A 15,106-nucleotide genomic window follows, 5' to 3' on the forward strand; every position below is an offset into this window, starting at 1 on the left:
TGAAGGGGGTCGGCGAAAATAATGGGACTTGAACCGCAGATTCGGCAGAAACTGGAGGAGGCCTTCGCCCCCACGCGGCTGGAGGTGATCAACGAAAGCCACCTGCACGCAGGTCACGCCGGCGATGATGGCAGCGGCGAAAGCCATTGGCGGGTGGTGATAGAGGCGCCGGCCTTTTCCGACATGTCGCGCATCGCGCGCCACCGCGCGGTTCACGCGGCGCTGGGGCCCGACATCCTGGCCCGCATTCACGCGCTGGCGCTGGATCTCCGCTGATCTTCGGACGAGATGTCCGGGTCCGTCGGGCTGTCATGCGCGGCCTCTTCGGAAACGTTCGCCTCTTCGGACGGGACGTCATTGGGGCTGTCGGCGCTGTGATCCTCGATCAGGGGCATATCGTCGGCCGCCCCGGCCTCATCGTTCAGCAGGCGGCGGAAGATCAGGACATGGCGGAACTGGGTGGTCTTGCCGGTCAGGCCCTGGCGTTCCTCGCAGGGGAGGGTGTCGGTGCGCTGGTATTCCCAGCCTTCGGCGCCCATGTCGTTCATGACCAGTTGCAGCGCATGGGCGAAACGCGCCTCGGCCCCCTTGACCCCCTTGGCCTTCACGCCCTTTTTCGGGGCCGGGACCACCTTGTATTCATAGGCTTGCATCGCGTCTTCCTGTCTGCATCGACCTGATCCTAGCAAGGGGCGAAGTCTTGTCCAATCGGGACGTTGGCGCCGCGTCCGATATTGCTAGAGCCCCAGCTTCTTCGAGACGATCTCGTTCACGGCCTTGGGGTTGGCCTTGCCGCCGGTGGCCTTCATGACCTGGCCCACGAACCAGCCGGCCAGCTTGGGATTGGCCTGTGCCTTTTCCACCTGTGCCGGGTTGGCGGCGATGACCTCGTCCACGGACGCCTCGATCGCGCCGGTATCGGTGACCTGCTTCATGCCGCGCTCTTCGACGATCTGAGCCGGGTCGCCGCCTTCGGTATAGACGATCTCGAACAGTTCCTTGGCGATCTTGCCGGAAATGTCGCCCTTGGTGATAAGCTCGACGATGCCGCCCAGCTGAGCGGGGCTGACCGGGCTTTCGGTGATGTCGTGGTCTTCCTTCTTGAGGCGCCCGAAGAGCTCGTTGATAACCCAGTTCGCGGCCAGCTTGCCGTCGCGGCCATCTGCCACGGCCTCGAAATAGGCGGCATTCTCATGTTCGGCAGTCAGCACGCTGGCATCGTAATCGCTCAACCCGAAATCCTTGATGAAGCGCGCCTTTTTCTCGTCGGGCAGTTCGGGCAGGTTGGCGGCGATCTCGTCCACCCAGTCCTGTTCGATCTCCAGCGGCAGCAGGTCGGGATCGGGGAAGTAGCGGTAATCATGCGCCTCTTCCTTGGACCGCATGGACCGGGTTTCGCCCTTGTCGGGGTCGAACAGCCGGGTTTCCTGCACGACCTCCTTGCCGTCCTCCAGCAAGGCGATCTGGCGGCGGGCCTCGTAGTCGATGGCCTGCTGGATGAACCGCATGGAGTTCATGTTCTTGATTTCGCAGCGGGTGCCCAGATGACCGAAATCCTGCGTTTCCATGTAGCGTTCGTAATCGCCGGGCCGGCAGACCGAGACATTGACGTCGGCGCGCAGGTTGCCGCTTTGCATGTTGCCGTCACAGGTGCCCAGATAGCGCATGATCTGGCGCAGCTTGGCGATATAGGCGGCGGCCTCTTCGGGGCCGCGGATATCGGGGCGGCTGACGATTTCCATCAGCGCCACGCCGGTTCGGTTCAGGTCGACGAAGGACATATGCGGGTCCATGTCGTGGATCGACTTGCCGGCATCCTGTTCAAGGTGGATCCGTTCGATACGGACATTGCGCGCGGTGCCGTCGCCCAGTTCCACCAGCACTTCGCCCTCGCCCACGATGGGGTGGTAAAGCTGGGAAATCTGGTAGCCCTGCGGCAGGTCGGGGTAGAAATAGTTCTTGCGGTCGAAGGCGCTGAAGAGATTGATCTCGGCCTTCAGGCCCAGCCCGGTCTTGACGGCCTGACGGATGCAGCCCTCGTTGATCACCGGCAGCATCCCCGGCATGCCCGCATCCACGAAGGCCACGTTGGAATTGGGTTCGGCCCCGAACCGGGTGGAGGCGCCGGAAAACAGCTTGGCCTTGGTGGCGACCTGGGCATGGACCTCCATGCCGATCACGAGTTCCCAGTCGCCGGTGGCGCCGGACAGGGTCTTGGGCTTGGGGGCGTCATAGGTCAGGTCGAGCATCTGAAGGCACCTCTTGCTGGTCTCGGCTCCGTTTAGGTCAGCGGGGGATGGGTGGCAAGGGGCAGGGCGGTGAACCGCCCGTTCCGGCGCCGGCCGCGGATTTGCCTTGCTCCGCGCCCCGCTCTCGCGGCATTCAGGGTGGTATGAAATGGTATCGCGCCATCCTGGGGGGCATCGTCGCGCTGGGTCTTGCGTTGCCGGTTGCGGCCGAGGGGCCGGGCGGTGAGATGCGGCCGCTGCTGCGCGCCGACGCAGCGGCCTTGCGGCTGGCCGAGCACCGGCCCCGGCTTCGCCCGGCCTACATGCTGCGTTACCCGGTGCGCATCGAAACCCGCCCGCCCGTCCTGCGCCCGATCCCGCGCCCCCTGATACCGCGCGCCCGGTGGGATCATCGCGGCGATAGTCAAAGCTGGACCTGGGCCGCGATGTCGGCTTTGGCGGGTCATGGCGACCGGCTGGAACAAACCGTGCCGCGCGACATAGACAATTGGTGCCCGGGCTACGCCGCCAATGGCCCGCGCGAGAGGCGGGCCTTCTGGGTGGGGATGATGTCGGCCCTGTCCAAGCATGAAAGCACGTACCGACCCGAGGCCGTGGGCGGCGGCGGCTTGTGGTTCGGCCTGTTGCAGATCTATCCGGATACGGCGCAGCGCTATGGGTGCCGGGCGCGGACCGGAACGGCGCTCAAGGATCCCGAGGACAACCTGGCCTGTGCGATCCGCATCATGAACGTGACCGTGCCGCGCGACAATGCCATAGCGGTCCATGACGGCCGTTGGCGCGGGGTGGCCGCCGATTGGGGGCCGATGACCAACCGCGCCAAGATCGCGGACATGGCCGCCTGGACCCGCGCGCAGGAATATTGCCGGCCGGACCATGCCGTGGCCCGCAGCCTGCGCCCGATCCCAAGGCCCACAGACAGCCCGGTTCTGTCAACGATGAACCTGGATTAGAACCGCAGCAGCGGGCGGCGCGTGGCCTTGATCAGGCTGACGGTCTGGCTGCCTTCCTCGCCGAGCGCGAGGGTGGCGCGGCGCAACATCTCGATCCCCTCTTCCGAGGTTTCTGGCAGCGCGCTGGGCGCGATGGCTTCGCCCACGGTGACGACGAACGGCTGGTTGGCCTTGTTCAGCGTTTCGTGGAACAGCGTGATATCCTTGAGCGAGGCATGCAGGATGTCGAACAGGTAGAACAGCACCGAATTGCGGGCCCGGATATTGACCGGGATCACCGGCAGATCGAACTTGCGTGCCAGCATCGCCGCCGAGGGCATCCAGGGCCGTTCATGCAATTGCAGCCCGCGCCGCTGTGCCAGCCGGCCCGAGGGAAAGATCACGCCCAACCGTTCGTCGCGCAGCGCGCGGCGCATATAGGCCATGGTTTCGCGCGTCTTGCCGTGGCTGCGCCTGTCTTTGCGCCATTCGACGGGGGCGATCATGTCCTCCATCTGGGGCATGACCGACAGGATGTCCTTGTTGGCGAAATAGAAGGCATCGGGCCGGGTCCGGGCCAGCAACCCGTGCAGGATGATGCCGTCGGCGATGCCGGTGGGGTGGTTCGCCACGACCAGCGCCGGCCCCGTGCTGGGGATATTGTGCAGGCCACGGGCCGTGACGTTGCGGCCCAGGAGGTGGAACATCTCGTCCATGATCGTGGCGCTGGGCGCGTCGCGCAGCGCCGTCGCGATATCGACCGTGCGCTGGTAGGACAGCGCACGGTCCAGCACCTTGCGCGCAAGCGCGGTGCCGGGCCGGTCGGCAAAGAGCCACGGCGCGCGGTCCTCGATCAGTGGGTCGATACGGTCTTTCATGGCACAACCTTGATCACGATCGGGTGACGATTCCACGACATACTAGCATAACGCCCGACTTCGGCGTGCATTCGCCCGTTTTCAACGGGGCAGAAGCGAAAAAGGGTGGCGTTCATGGGGAATGCCCGCCGTATCGAGCGCCTTTTCCAACGCATCGGCGGGCGTGGGCAGTTCCGGCGGCAGGCGATGCAGCAGGCCGGTCGTGTCCACGATGGTCAGCCGAAACCCCATGTCGAAGCGCCGGTCGATGCGGACCTGCCTGATCTCGGTCGCTTCCATCACGCCGTCGCGGCGGCCGGTCGCCCATGCGATCCGGTCCGGGTAGACATCCAGCCGCACCTGCCGGTCGGTGATCCAGTCCAGCAGCGCGGGCAGGGCGAAGAGGCCGAACAGGCCCGCCCAGAGCAGCGCGAGGTCGATGGCCCAGACGGCGAGTGCCAGCCCACCCCAGATCGCCGCGACAAGGGCCAGGTTCACCGGGCGCCGCCCGGCGCGGTGAAAACTCGCGATGGGGGTATCGCCGGGCACGGCCTAGCCTTCCAGCATGCGCTGGACCATCTCGGCGGTGTCGCGCGACAGGTCGGGCTTGGCAGCGAGGGTTTCGAGCACGGCGCGGATCTGTGCCTGCCGGTCGGCATCATAGCGCCGCCAGGTCTCGAAGGCGGTGCTGACGCGGGCGGCGGTTTGCGGGTTGACCGCGTCGAGCTTGCCCAGCCAATCCCCCAGCAGCCCATAGCCCTTGCCGCCGGGGGCGTGGAACCCGGCCGCGTTAGCCGACAGGCTGCCGAAGACCGCGCGGAACCGGTTGGGGTTCTTCCAGGTGAAATCGGGGTCGCGGGTCAGCTTTTCGGCGATGTCGGCGGCCCGGTCCGGGGCGGCACGGGCGACCTGAAGGCCGAACCACTTGTTCATCACCAACCGGTCATGCTGCCATTGATCGCGGAAGGCGCGGGCTTGGGCGTCGCCCTTGCCGATGGTCAGCAGACAGGCCAGCGCCGCGAGTTGCTGGGTCATGTTGTCGGCGCTTGCGAATTGCGCGGCAGCGGCCTTGCCCCCGTCCAGCCGGCTGACCAGCGCGAGCGCCGCGTTGCCGAGGCTGCGCTTGCCCGCGCTGGCGGCGTCGGGGCGGAACGGGCCATCCTGAACCATGTCCGCCAGGATCCGGGGGAGGGTGTCCTGCATGTGCTGGGCCATGGCCTGCACCAACGTTTCCACCGCGTCATGGATCGCCAGCGGGTCGGGCGTGTGGCCCCGTTCGTAAAGGGTCTGCGCCAGGTCATCCTGAGAAGGTAGCCCGAGCGCCAGAGCGCGAAAGGCCGGGTCAAGACCCTCGTCGCGCAGCATGGCCAGCACCGCGTCCAGATAGGCGCTTTCGGGCGGGGCGCCGTCGGTCACCATCCGGCACAGCAGATCCTTGGCAAAGGCGCGGCCGGCCTCCCATTTGTTGAACGGATCGGTGTCATGGGCCATGAGCAGCGCGCGCGTGGCGTTGTCGGTTTCCTGCGACAGGATTACCGGTGCCGAGAAATCCCGCAGAACGGAGGCGACGGGCCGGGTCGCCAGCCCCTCGAAAGCAAAGCTCTGCTTGGCCTCGGTCATTTCAAGCACGCGGGTCGGCAAGACCTCGTCGCCGTTGGGGTTCAGCAGGCCCACAGCGATGGGGATGACCTGCGGCGCCTTGTCTGGCTGTCCGGGCGTGGGCGGCGTGTGCTGTTCGAAATGCAGGTGGAACACCCCATCGCGCCACTCCTCGGTCACCGACAGGCGCGGCGTGCCGGCCTGGGAATACCAATGCTTGAACTGTGACAGGTCGCGGCCGGTCGTGTCCTCGAAGACCTTGAGCCAATCCTCGATCGTGCAAGCCTGCCCGTCATGGCGGTCGAAATAGAGCGCCAGCGCCTTGCTATAGGCCGCATCCCCCACCAGCCGCTTGAGCATGCCGATCACCTCGGCGCCCTTCTCATAGACCGTGGCGGTGTAGAAATTGTTGATCTCGACAAAACTTTCCGGCCGCACCGGATGAGCCAGAGGGCCGTTATCCTCGCGGAACTGGCGGGCGCGCAGGGTAATGGCATCGTCGATCCGCTTGACCGCGTGGCTGCGCATGTCGCCGGTGAACTGCTGGTCGCGGAACACCGTCAGCCCCTCTTTCAGGCACAGCTGGAACCAGTCGCGGCAGGTGATGCGGTTGCCGGTCCAGTTGTGGAAATACTCATGGGCGATGATCGCCTCGATCCGTTCGAAATCCGCGTCGGTGCTGGTATCGGCGCTGGCCAGAACGCAAGAGGAGTTGAATATGTTCAGCCCCTTGTTTTCCATCGCCCCCATGTTGAAATCGTCCACGGCGACGATGTTGAACACCTCCAGGTCGTATTCACGGCCATAGACCTCTTCATCCCATCGCATGGACGCTTTCAGCGCTTCCATTCCCCAGGCGCATTTGCCCTCGTCGCCGGGGCGAACCCAGATGTTGAGCGCCACGTCGCGGCCCGAGCGCGTGGTGAAGCGGTCGGGATAGGCCACCAGGTCGCCCGCGACCAGCGCAAACAGATAGGCCGGTTTCGGCCAGGGATCATGCCATTCGGCGAACCCCTCCCCCGCCGCGCCCGGATTGCCGTTGGACAGCATCACCGGCAGGTCACTTTCGATGCGCACGCTGAACGGGGCCATCACGTCGGGGCGGTCGGGGTAGTAGGTGATGCGGCGAAACCCCTCGGCCTCGCATTGGGTGCAGAACATCCCGTTGGACAGGTAGAGCCCTTCGAGCGCGGTGTTCGCGGCGGGGTCGATCTCGACCTCGGCCTCCCAGGTAAAGGGCGCGTCGGGCACCTCGCAGGTCAGGCTGGTTTCGGTCACTTCGGGATAGATCGCCGCCCCGTCGATACGCGCCCATTTCAGGTCCAGCCCCTCGCCATCGAGCACAAAGGGGCCAGGGGCATCGCGGTTGGGGCTGAAGCGGATGCGCGCGATCACCCGCGTGGCGCCGGGGTCCAACCGGAAGGTCAGGTGCACCTCGTCCACGTGATAGCCGAACGGGCGGTAGTCGCGCAGGTAAACGGGTTGGGGGGTGGCGTCTTTCATGGGGTCTCCGGTCTGGGTCGCGTCCGACCCTAGGGCGGGCCGGACTGGGCGGCAAGGCCGGGCGGACTGGGCGGCAAGGCCGGGCGGACTATCTGCCTTCGGGCCTGGAAATGAGGATCTTATGCCAAGGATGCGCCGCAAATCCGACCTGCCGCAAAAGACCTGCGCAACCTGCCGCCGCCCGTTCAGCTGGCGGCGCAAATGGGCACGAGACTGGGAAGCGGTGCGCTATTGCTCGGATCGCTGCCGCAAGCTCAGGGGCGCAAAATGACCGGCAAGCGTGCCTTGCCCCGCAGCCCCAGCCGTCTGAGCATGGGCAGCCGGTCCGCGGGTTCGGCCAATCGTGCGTCGGGGAAGCGGTCAAAAAAGCGCTGCGCGGCGATCTGCGCCTCGGTCCGGGCCAGCTGCATGCCCATGCAGACATGAGTGCCATAGCCGAAGCCGAGGTGCCGGTTCGGTTTGCGATCGGCCTGGAACGCGTGCGGGCAGGGCGCATTGGCGGCATCCCGGTTGGCGGCGATCAACAAGGGCACGACCCGGTCGCCACGGCGCAATTCCCGCCCGCCCAGCGTTACGTCGCGGGTGACATGGAAGGCATTGGTGAACATGACCGGCGCGTGAAAGCGCATGACCTCTTCGAGGAAGAGCGGCCAGCCCTCGGGATTGGCGCGCAGTTGTGCCCGCAGCTCGGGCGCTTCCAGCAGGGTGGACATGGCGTTGCCGATCAGGTGCGTGGTGGTGTCGAACCCGCCGATGAACAGCGCCACGACCATGGCCAGCAACTCATCGTCCGACAGGGTGTCGGGGTCTCCGTCATGAACCTGCACCAGGTCCCCGATCAGCCCGTCGCGTCCGCCAGAGCGGCGGACTTTCTCGAAATCGGCGCGGAAATGGCGTGACAGGCGCCAAAGCCCCGGCACCGCGCGGAAGAAACCCGGCACGCTGGCCACCGATCCGACAGGCTCGACCCAGCGGATGACCTTGGCCCGGTCCGCCTCGGGGATGCCCAGAACCTCGCAGATCGCCAGCAACGGCAAGCGGCGGTTATAGCATTCGACCAGGTCGACGGGCCGGTCCGCGGGCAGATCGTCCAGCAGCGTTTCGACGATCTGTTCCAGCTTGGGCCGCACCCGGTCGATTCCGATGCTGGAAAAGCCGGGTGCCGCGAGCCGCCGCAGCCGGGCATGTTCATCGCCGTCCACCATGGTGACATTGCGGAACAGCGGATGGATGAATCGCGGGGCCCACCAGAAGAATTTCTCGGGCGGCGGGTTCCCGGCGGTGGCCGGGTTGCGGCAGAAGGTTTCGGAATCACCGAGCACCTTGTGGGCGTCTGCGTGGGTCGTCGTGGCCCAGACCTGGCCCAGGATGGGCAGTTTCAGCCGGACCAGGCCACCGTCGCGATGCAGCCGGTCTATCAGGGGCGCGGGGTCCCTGAGAACGTCCTGTGCGTGTAGATCGGGTCCCATGGTCTTGCGGTCCTCGCGGCACTTGTGCGGAAATGCAGGGTCCGGTCAGCTTTGCAATCTATACGATTTTCCATATTTAGGTGACATAATTGTGAGGAAAAGACATGTCCCGTCCGATCGTCGGAATTATCGGCAACGCACATCTTCTCAACGAGGACTATCCGACCCATGCGGGTGGGACGATGAATTCCAGCGCCGTGTCGCAGGTTGCGGGTTGCCTGCCGATGATCATTCCGCCCGATCCCGGCCTTGTCACGGTCGAGGAACTGCTGGAGGCCTGCGACGGGTTCCTGCTGACCGGGGGGCGGCCCAATGTTCACCCCGAGGAATATGGCGAGACCCCGACCGAGGCGCATGGCGAATTCGACCGCTCCCGTGATGCGGTGACCCTGCCGCTTGTGCGGGCCTGCGTCGAACGCGGCCAGCCGTTCCTGGGCGTCTGCCGGGGGTTCCAGGAGGTCAACGTCGCCATGGGGGGCACCCTGCATCCGGAGATCCGCGACTTGCCGGGCCGGGACAATCACCGGATGCCGCCTGACGGCACGCTGGAAGAGAAATTCGCCCTGCGCCATGTCGTGACACTGTCAGAGGATGGTCCCTTTGCCCGCCTGTTCGGGACGGCCCAGGTCATGACCAACACCCTGCACGGGCAAGGCATCAAGGAGCCGGGCGCGCGCATCGTCATCGACGGATATGCGCCGGACGGCACGCCCGAGGCGATCTATGTGCGCGACGCACCGGGCTTTACCCTTTCGGTGCAATGGCACCCGGAATGGAATGCCGGGCAAGACCCGGTCTCGCGCCCGCTGTTCGAGGCCTTCGGCGCGGCCTGCCGCGCCTGGTCCGCGCGGGGCAAGCCGGTGCTGAAAAGCGCCTGATCGGCGGTCTCAGTCACGGATCAGCTGTGCCTCGTGCGCCTTCAGGCAGCGGCGCGCGGTGTCGCCATACTGGCCCAGATCGCTGCGCAGGCCGGGGAAGAGCGCGAAGAGTTCCTCGCGGGCGGCGTCGCTGACAGCATCGACGCCGAGATTTCCGGGATGAAAACTTTCGGTCGCGGCGCCTTCGGCGAATACGATCTCGTGCTGGTCCAGCAGGAAATGGACATACGTGACCGTGGTGCCCTCGACACGGGTGACGGCGGATCCGTCGACCAGATGCGCGGCCGCGGCCAGCACTTCGGTTTCGCCGAAGAGAAGCTCGGCCCGGTAGCCCTGGAACAGGACCCGGTGCTGGGGCGATACCACGAGGTCCGATTGCAGGCCGGTCAAGACCGAGCGGTCGATCCGGACCGGCGCGAAGCGTCCGGTTGCCGGAACCGTGCGCGCCTCGATCCAGCGGACCGGTTGCAGGCCGTGGTCGCGGGTGATGACCATGTCGCCCTTTTGCAGCTGTTCCACCGGGATCGCGCCGCGCGCGGTGGCGATGCGGGTGCCCGGCGTGAAACAGATGATGTTCTCGATGCCCGAGAAGGTCAGAAGCGTGCCGTCATCCAGCGTGACCGTGCCGGACTGGCTGGTATTGCCGCTGGCATTGGTCGTGGTGCCGGTGATGGTGAGTGTCGACAGGTCCGCGAGGTCGCCCAGTTGCAGCGTATCGCCACCGCCGAGGGTTTCAGCGGCGTCACCGCCGGTCAGTGTGATCGCGCCGTTGGTCGGCTCGCCCAGGTCCTCCAGCACGAAAGTGTCGTCACCGTCCCCGCCATCGGCGGTATCGCCCTCGGCGAAGGTGAGGGTATCGTTCCCGGAGCCGCCAAACAGGCTGTCCTCGCCGGTGCCGCCGGCGATGGTGTCGTCGCCGGAGCCGCCATAGACGATGTCGTCGCCCGCACCGGCCTGGATCACATCATCGCCGCCGAAGGCGTTTATCACGTCCCCGTCGCCGGTCGTGCCTTCGACCCCGAGGGAATCGTTGTTGTCGACAAGATCGCCGTTGGGATCGCCGGTATAGCTGCCATCGATAAGGTCTGCATCGGCAGTGCCGTCGACGTAGCCGTCCGGTGCCGGGCTGGCGACCGTTTCGACGGTGACATAGCCCACGTCGGTCACGCCGTTCGCGTCCTCGACCATGTAGGTGAATGTTGAACTGGTGATGTCGCCATCGGTCAGCACCGTCAGGGTGCCGTCGGGGTTCAGCGTGACCTGTTCCCCGGTGGACAGCGTGACGGTGTCGCCGGGAACGACCGCGACGCCGTTGATTTCGGTCACTGTCAGCCCCAGCCCGGCATCGTCCACGTCATTGGCGAGAACGTCGATGACGGCAGAGCTGTTGGGACCTGTCTCGATCGTATCGGAAAAGGCCAGGGCCGTGCTCTGGACACTGTCCGCAGCGATCAGGACATTGGTGTCATAGGCACCGTCCCCGCCATCGGCGAGGCCGATCCTGATCGTGTTCTCCTCGCCGGCATTGACCGGCGCCTTGAACGACAGGGTGACGGTGAAACCGTCCATTTCCGTGTTGTAGGGGTCGCTGGCCGCAGGGTTGTCGATGTAAAGGTTCTGGTTCGTGCTATCGTTGACCGTGTCAATCGAAACGGTCTCTCCGTCCGGTGTGATCGGCGTGAAGGCTCCGTTCACCCAGACGCCGAGTGTGTCATTGACCCCGCCGTTCACGTATTCGAGGTATTCCTCGGACGAGAACGTGAACTGCATGGTAAGGGTGTCGCCTTCAGGAATGAAGGTGGCCTCGAAGACCACGGCATCGTAGGTCTGGTTGCCGGAGAGGTCGGTCAGGCCGGCATCGCCGGTGCCGCCATGATTGGTCGAGGTGCTGTCGGAGGTATTGGTGTCGGTGGTGCCCGAGGAATTGGTAAAATCGCCGACATTCCCGGTGGACAGAATGACGCCCGAATCGGCGGGCACGGCACCGGGTGAGGTGCTGTCGCCACCGCTATATACCCCCGACTGGCCGGCCGTGCCGCTCAGGCTGGATGAGACGACGGTAATGTCGTCGCCGAAGATCGTATCGGCGATCGTCGCGGCGTCATTGGTTTGCGTTACGTTCAGTTCCGTTGCGGTCGGCATGGGTCAGGTCCTCACTGGTACAAACTGGGAAAAAGCTGGCCGGCGTTCTCGAAATGGCGGGCGACGGCACGGCCTGCCGTCATGCCCAAAAGCCGCGCGAGTGGAGCCACCGCTTCGCAGACGCGCACTTCTATTCCCGATTTCGGACGACCTTCGGCCAAACCTCGTACGATCCTTCTTACATTTGCGTGCCCGCGGTCGCTTTAGGGGCACGTTACGGCAGCTTTCTGGTCATGGGGTTAAAGGCACAATTCGGCACAAATTGGATCGCTCTGAAGGGTTCTGGCGCCAAGTGCGGCAGAAGCGGGGCAGCGACACACTTTGCCGCCACATTGCGCCGGTATGGGTCGTGAAATCGCCACGCTTTTCCCGTGTGAAACGAGGCGGGTGTCGATGCACACGCCGGAGGTGAGCGGGCGCATCGGTGACGGGCCGGGCGGGCGAATCGCGCCCCGCCACGCAGGCCCATGCAAGCGGGCAACAGCGCCGGGTCCGGCATCTTCATGACCCATGACAATCTCCGCCGCAGGCGGCATGATCGTCGCAAAGGGCAGGACAAACCGGCAAGGCGGACGAACCATGGCGAGAAAGGGCATCGCGGGCTTTCGCAGGTCGGCCCGAGCAGACGGGCGCAACGTCTTCTTTTTCTGGGATGATCCGTCGCGCCTTCCCGCCGATTACAAAAGCAATATCAAGGCGATGCAGGCATTGCATCCTGACTGGTCGGTGCAATTGGCCGATGACGGGATCATCGCCGGCCTGCTGGCCCGTGACCACCCCGAGATCTCGGAGGTTTATGGGGATATCCGTGTCCCGGCCTGCCGGTCCGATATTGCGCGGCTGGCCATGCTGGCGGCCTATGGCGGCTGGTATCTGGATGCGGACATGTCGTGCCGTGAGCCCTTGGACAGCTTCGGCACCGATCGTCCGATCGTCTTTCGACGCGACGACACCGCCGGGATGAAGGCCCGGTTCCGGACCATGAACGGGATTCTCTACATGCCGCCCGGCCACCCCTTGCCGCACCGCATGCTGGCGGCCGTCGCCGCGCATATCCAGGACCGGCGCCATCTTCATGACGTGCTGGCCTTCGCCGGCCCGAAACTTCTCAGTGACATGGTGCAGGAAACCGGCGTTGACGATTGCGAAATCCTGTCGGTCAAGACGCATCTGCGGGGCAGGGATCCGATGTTTCGCGAGATCCGCGGTGCGAGTTCCTTTTCCTGGCGTATCCAGCAATGTTTCGGCATCCTGCCGGTCGCGGAACCCGATTGGGAGGTTTTCCCACCGCAGCTGCGCCCGGAATTCGTGCCGATCATCAAGACCTTCGTTGCCCAGTTCGGCCTGCAGGCCTGGCTGCCCGAACTGGCCTTGCGCCGGCCAGGCTACATGCGTGTCGAGGGTTTCGCGGAGCTTGTTCGGGCCTGTGGGTTGCAGGCCTATGAACAGCCGGTGATCGGGGGGCGGCAGGCATCGACAACGGGCGGCTAGACATTCAAACATCTGAATGGAATATTCCTCGCTGACCCGAGGAGGATTGCCATGACTTTCAAGACCACCGCTTTCGCCCTGGCCCTGCTGGCCGCGCCCGCACTGGCGCATGAGGACATCCCCGATCTCTATCCCGACAGCGAGCTTTACGCCAAGCCGGTCGAGGTCATCCCGCATGTCTGGTCAGCCATCGGCGCGACGGCCCCGCCGACCTATGAAAATGCCGGTCATAACAACAACCTGTCCTTCATCGTTACCGAAGAGGGCGTTGTCGTCATCAATGGCGGCGCTTCCTACCGGCTGGCCGCCGCGCTGCATGATGAAATCAAACAGGTCACCGACCAGCCCGTCGTGCTGGTGATCAACGAGAACGGCCAGGGCCACGCCATGCTGGGCAATTCCTACTGGGCCGAGCTGGGCATCGACATTCTGGCCCACGAGGATGCGATTCACGAGGTCGAGGAAAACGGCGGCTCCATTCTCGAAGGCATGCGCGGCTATAACCGCGACCGGGCCGAGGGGACCACTGTCGTGGTGCCCAACCTGTCCTTTTCGGACCGCTACGATATTTCGCTGGGCGGCGTCGAGATTCAGGTCTTGCACCTGGGGCCCGCACACGGGCCGGGCGACACGCAGGTCTGGATCCCGCAATGGGAGATGATGATCGCCGGCGACATCGCCTTTCACGAGCGCATGCTGCCGATCTTTGCCGATACCTGCACCAGTTGCTGGATCGAGACATGGGAAACCGCCTTCGAGCCGATGGATCCTACCTATGTGATCCCCGGGCATGGGCATCCGACGAACCTTGCCCAGGTTCGGCGCTACACCTACGATTACCTCGTCGACCTGCGCGCCAAGATCGGCGCCCATATCGATGCGGGCGGAGACCTGACAGACGCCTATTACGTCGATCAGGAGCGTTGGAAGACCTTGGACACTTTCGAGGAACTCGCCACCAAGAACGCGGGGCGGGTCTACGAGGAGATGGAATGGGAATTCTGACCCACAATCGGCACGCGACATGAGTCCCCTTCGCTGGATCGACATGCCGCCGGTCTGGCTGGCGTTGGCGCTGGGCGTGGCCTGGCGGCTGGGCCAGTGGCGGCCGTTCAACCTGTCCTTCGGGGGCGACTGGATCGGGCTGCCCGGCGGGCTGCTTGTGGGGGCCGGGCTGGTCCTGATGCTGCTGGCGGTGGTCGAGATGCGCAAGCAGCGCACCACGGTGATCCCGCATATGGAGGCGGATCGCCTCGTCCAGTCGGGCATCTTCAAGCGCACGCGCAATCCGATCTACCTGGGCGATACGCTGGTTCTGGCGGGGCTGATCCTCTATTGGGACGTGCCCATCGCGTTGCCTCTGATCCCGGTTTTCGTCTGGATCCTCGAACGTCGATTCATCCTGCCCGAGGAAAAGCGCCTGCGCCGGAAATTCCGCCAGGATTTTCACCGCTACACCGAGAAGACCCGGCGGTGGATCTGACGACGGATGCCGATCTGTCGGAAATGGACACAAAGGGGTCGCATCGGCTTGAGTAATTTTGTTGCGCGCGATAGGCACGCGTGACGACCTTAGAAAAAGGGGGACTGGACCGTGAAGATCGGTGCGCCAAAGGAAATCATGGAGGGCGAGAGCCGGGTCGCGATGACCCCGGCTTCGGCCCGGGACCTGCAGAAGCTCGGATATGACTGCGTGATCGAAACCAAGGCCGGGGCGGCCGCGGGCTATTCGGACGCGGATTACAAGGAGGCCGGGGTCGAGGTGGTCAAGACCGCCGCCGCACTCTGGAAGGCCTCTGACATCGTGGCCAAGGTGCGGATACCGACGGACACGGAACTGAAGCGGATGCGCAAGGGTCAGACCCTTATTTCCTTCTTCAACCCTGGCGGGAACGAGGAGGGTTTGGAGCTGGCGCGGTCGAAGGGTGCGAGTGTTATCGCGATGGAGATGGTTCCCCGGATCAGCCGTGCGCAGAAGATGGATGC

14 protein-coding genes and 1 pseudogene are annotated in these 15,106 nt (G+C 64.9%); 8 read left to right on the plus strand and 7 right to left on the minus strand.

Translation table 11 applies throughout. The annotated features are described in order from the left end of the window. The first annotated feature begins 21 nt into the window (after positions 1 to 21). Positions 22 to 276, plus strand: a complete 255-nt coding sequence (locus DFK10_RS07970; protein ID WP_109388397.1) for a BolA family protein — start codon at positions 22 to 24, stop codon at positions 274 to 276. On the opposite strand, the gene DFK10_RS07975 is transcribed toward DFK10_RS07970, so the two are convergent. Beyond that, positions 249 to 653, minus strand: coding sequence for a DUF4177 domain-containing protein (locus tag DFK10_RS07975; RefSeq protein WP_109388399.1), 405 nt, complete (start codon positions 651 to 653; stop codon positions 249 to 251). The genes DFK10_RS07970 and DFK10_RS07975 overlap by 28 nt on opposite strands. Before the next feature lie 84 nt (positions 654 to 737). After that, entirely contained in the window at positions 738 to 2,249 is a 1,512-nt protein-coding gene (gene gatB / locus DFK10_RS07980; RefSeq protein ID WP_109388401.1) for an Asp-tRNA(Asn)/Glu-tRNA(Gln) amidotransferase subunit GatB, read from the minus strand. 143 nt (positions 2,250 to 2,392) lie between these two features. Between gatB and DFK10_RS07985 the strand changes: the two genes are divergently transcribed. Continuing rightward, on the plus strand, positions 2,393 to 3,202 hold the full coding sequence (locus DFK10_RS07985; protein ID WP_109388403.1) for a transglycosylase SLT domain-containing protein: 810 nt from the start codon (positions 2,393 to 2,395) through the stop codon (positions 3,200 to 3,202). On the opposite strand, the gene DFK10_RS07990 is transcribed toward DFK10_RS07985, so the two are convergent. From DFK10_RS07990 to pepN, 3 genes are all read right to left on the minus strand, one after another. Further along, positions 3,199 to 4,059 (minus strand): 1-acyl-sn-glycerol-3-phosphate acyltransferase, encoded by an 861-nt coding sequence (locus DFK10_RS07990; RefSeq protein WP_109388405.1) that lies wholly within the window; start codon positions 4,057 to 4,059, stop codon positions 3,199 to 3,201. The two genes, DFK10_RS07985 and DFK10_RS07990, sit on opposite strands and share 4 nt — an antisense overlap. 81 nt (positions 4,060 to 4,140) lie before the next feature. Further along, positions 4,141 to 4,587: a hypothetical protein gene (locus DFK10_RS07995; protein ID WP_109388407.1), complete on the minus strand. Its 447-nt coding sequence runs from the start codon at positions 4,585 to 4,587 to the stop codon at positions 4,141 to 4,143. A 3-nt stretch (positions 4,588 to 4,590) separates the two neighbouring features. Beyond that, a complete protein-coding gene (gene pepN / locus DFK10_RS08000; protein WP_109388409.1) occupies positions 4,591 to 7,140 on the minus strand; it encodes an aminopeptidase N in 2,550 nt (849 codons plus the stop codon). Positions 7,141 to 7,270: 130 nt separating this feature from the next. Here pepN and DFK10_RS08005 point away from each other — a divergent pair, with 130 nt between their 5' ends. Beyond that, positions 7,271 to 7,411 carry a DUF2256 domain-containing protein gene (locus DFK10_RS08005; RefSeq protein ID WP_328589355.1) on the plus strand — a complete coding sequence of 47 codons (141 nt, stop codon included), beginning with the start codon at positions 7,271 to 7,273 and terminating at the stop codon, positions 7,409 to 7,411. Here DFK10_RS08005 and DFK10_RS08010 read toward each other — a convergent pair. Beyond that, positions 7,395 to 8,609 carry a cytochrome P450 gene (locus DFK10_RS08010; protein ID WP_109388413.1) on the minus strand — a complete coding sequence of 405 codons (1,215 nt, stop codon included), beginning with the start codon at positions 8,607 to 8,609 and terminating at the stop codon, positions 7,395 to 7,397. The genes DFK10_RS08005 and DFK10_RS08010 overlap by 17 nt on opposite strands. Before the next feature lie 104 nt (positions 8,610 to 8,713). On the opposite strand from DFK10_RS08010, the gene DFK10_RS08015 reads away from it, so the two are divergent. After that, positions 8,714 to 9,487 (plus strand): gamma-glutamyl-gamma-aminobutyrate hydrolase family protein, encoded by a 774-nt coding sequence (locus DFK10_RS08015; protein ID WP_109388415.1) that lies wholly within the window; start codon positions 8,714 to 8,716, stop codon positions 9,485 to 9,487. Between the two features lie 9 nt (positions 9,488 to 9,496). Here DFK10_RS08015 and DFK10_RS08020 read toward each other — a convergent pair whose 3' ends face one another. Beyond that, a complete protein-coding gene (locus DFK10_RS08020) occupies positions 9,497 to 11,629 on the minus strand; it encodes a Hint domain-containing protein (RefSeq protein WP_109388417.1) in 2,133 nt (710 codons plus the stop codon). Between the two features lie 579 nt (positions 11,630 to 12,208). On the opposite strand from DFK10_RS08020, the gene DFK10_RS08025 reads away from it, so the two are divergent. From DFK10_RS08025 to DFK10_RS08040, 4 genes and pseudogenes are all read left to right on the plus strand, one after another. Next, entirely contained in the window at positions 12,209 to 13,120 is a 912-nt protein-coding gene (locus tag DFK10_RS08025; protein ID WP_217810099.1) for a glycosyltransferase family 32 protein, read from the plus strand. A gap of 51 nt (positions 13,121 to 13,171) precedes the next feature. Next, positions 13,172 to 14,125, plus strand: coding sequence for an MBL fold metallo-hydrolase (locus DFK10_RS08030; RefSeq protein ID WP_109388421.1), 954 nt, complete (start codon positions 13,172 to 13,174; stop codon positions 14,123 to 14,125). A 19-nt stretch (positions 14,126 to 14,144) separates the two neighbouring features. Next, entirely contained in the window at positions 14,145 to 14,603 is a 459-nt protein-coding gene (locus DFK10_RS08035; protein WP_235866793.1) for a methyltransferase family protein, read from the plus strand. Positions 14,604 to 14,714: 111 nt separating this feature from the next. Beyond that, positions 14,715 to 15,106, plus strand: a pseudogene (locus tag DFK10_RS08040) (Re/Si-specific NAD(P)(+) transhydrogenase subunit alpha); the annotation flags it as partial.

Origin of the sequence: Salibaculum griseiflavum (genome assembly GCF_003129565.1) — a bacterium.
Classification (GTDB): Bacteria; Pseudomonadota; Alphaproteobacteria; order Rhodobacterales; family Rhodobacteraceae; genus Salibaculum; species Salibaculum griseiflavum.

Excerpts from the sequence above, each read along its gene's own strand:
- DFK10_RS07985 (WP_109388403.1), top strand. The coding sequence starts at position 2,393 with ATGAAATGGTATCGCGCCATCCTGGGGGGCATCGTCGCGCTGGGTCTT.
- DFK10_RS08035 (WP_235866793.1), top strand. The coding sequence starts at position 14,145 with ATGAGTCCCCTTCGCTGGATCGACATGCCGCCGGTCTGGCTGGCGTTG.
- DFK10_RS07975 (WP_109388399.1), bottom strand. The coding sequence starts at position 653 with ATGCAAGCCTATGAATACAAGGTGGTCCCGGCCCCGAAAAAGGGCGTG.
- gatB (WP_109388401.1), bottom strand. The coding sequence starts at position 2,249 with ATGCTCGACCTGACCTATGACGCCCCCAAGCCCAAGACCCTGTCCGGC.
- DFK10_RS07990 (WP_109388405.1), bottom strand. The coding sequence starts at position 4,059 with ATGAAAGACCGTATCGACCCACTGATCGAGGACCGCGCGCCGTGGCTC.
- DFK10_RS07970 (WP_109388397.1), top strand. The coding sequence starts at position 22 with ATGGGACTTGAACCGCAGATTCGGCAGAAACTGGAGGAGGCCTTCGCC.
- DFK10_RS08020 (WP_109388417.1), bottom strand. The coding sequence starts at position 11,629 with ATGCCGACCGCAACGGAACTGAACGTAACGCAAACCAATGACGCCGCG.
- DFK10_RS08005 (WP_328589355.1), top strand. The coding sequence starts at position 7,271 with ATGCGCCGCAAATCCGACCTGCCGCAAAAGACCTGCGCAACCTGCCGC.
- DFK10_RS08015 (WP_109388415.1), top strand. The coding sequence starts at position 8,714 with ATGTCCCGTCCGATCGTCGGAATTATCGGCAACGCACATCTTCTCAAC.
- DFK10_RS08025 (WP_217810099.1), top strand. The coding sequence starts at position 12,209 with ATGGCGAGAAAGGGCATCGCGGGCTTTCGCAGGTCGGCCCGAGCAGAC.
- DFK10_RS08010 (WP_109388413.1), bottom strand. The coding sequence starts at position 8,609 with ATGGGACCCGATCTACACGCACAGGACGTTCTCAGGGACCCCGCGCCC.
- pepN (WP_109388409.1), bottom strand. The coding sequence starts at position 7,140 with ATGAAAGACGCCACCCCCCAACCCGTTTACCTGCGCGACTACCGCCCG.
- DFK10_RS08030 (WP_109388421.1), top strand. The coding sequence starts at position 13,172 with ATGACTTTCAAGACCACCGCTTTCGCCCTGGCCCTGCTGGCCGCGCCC.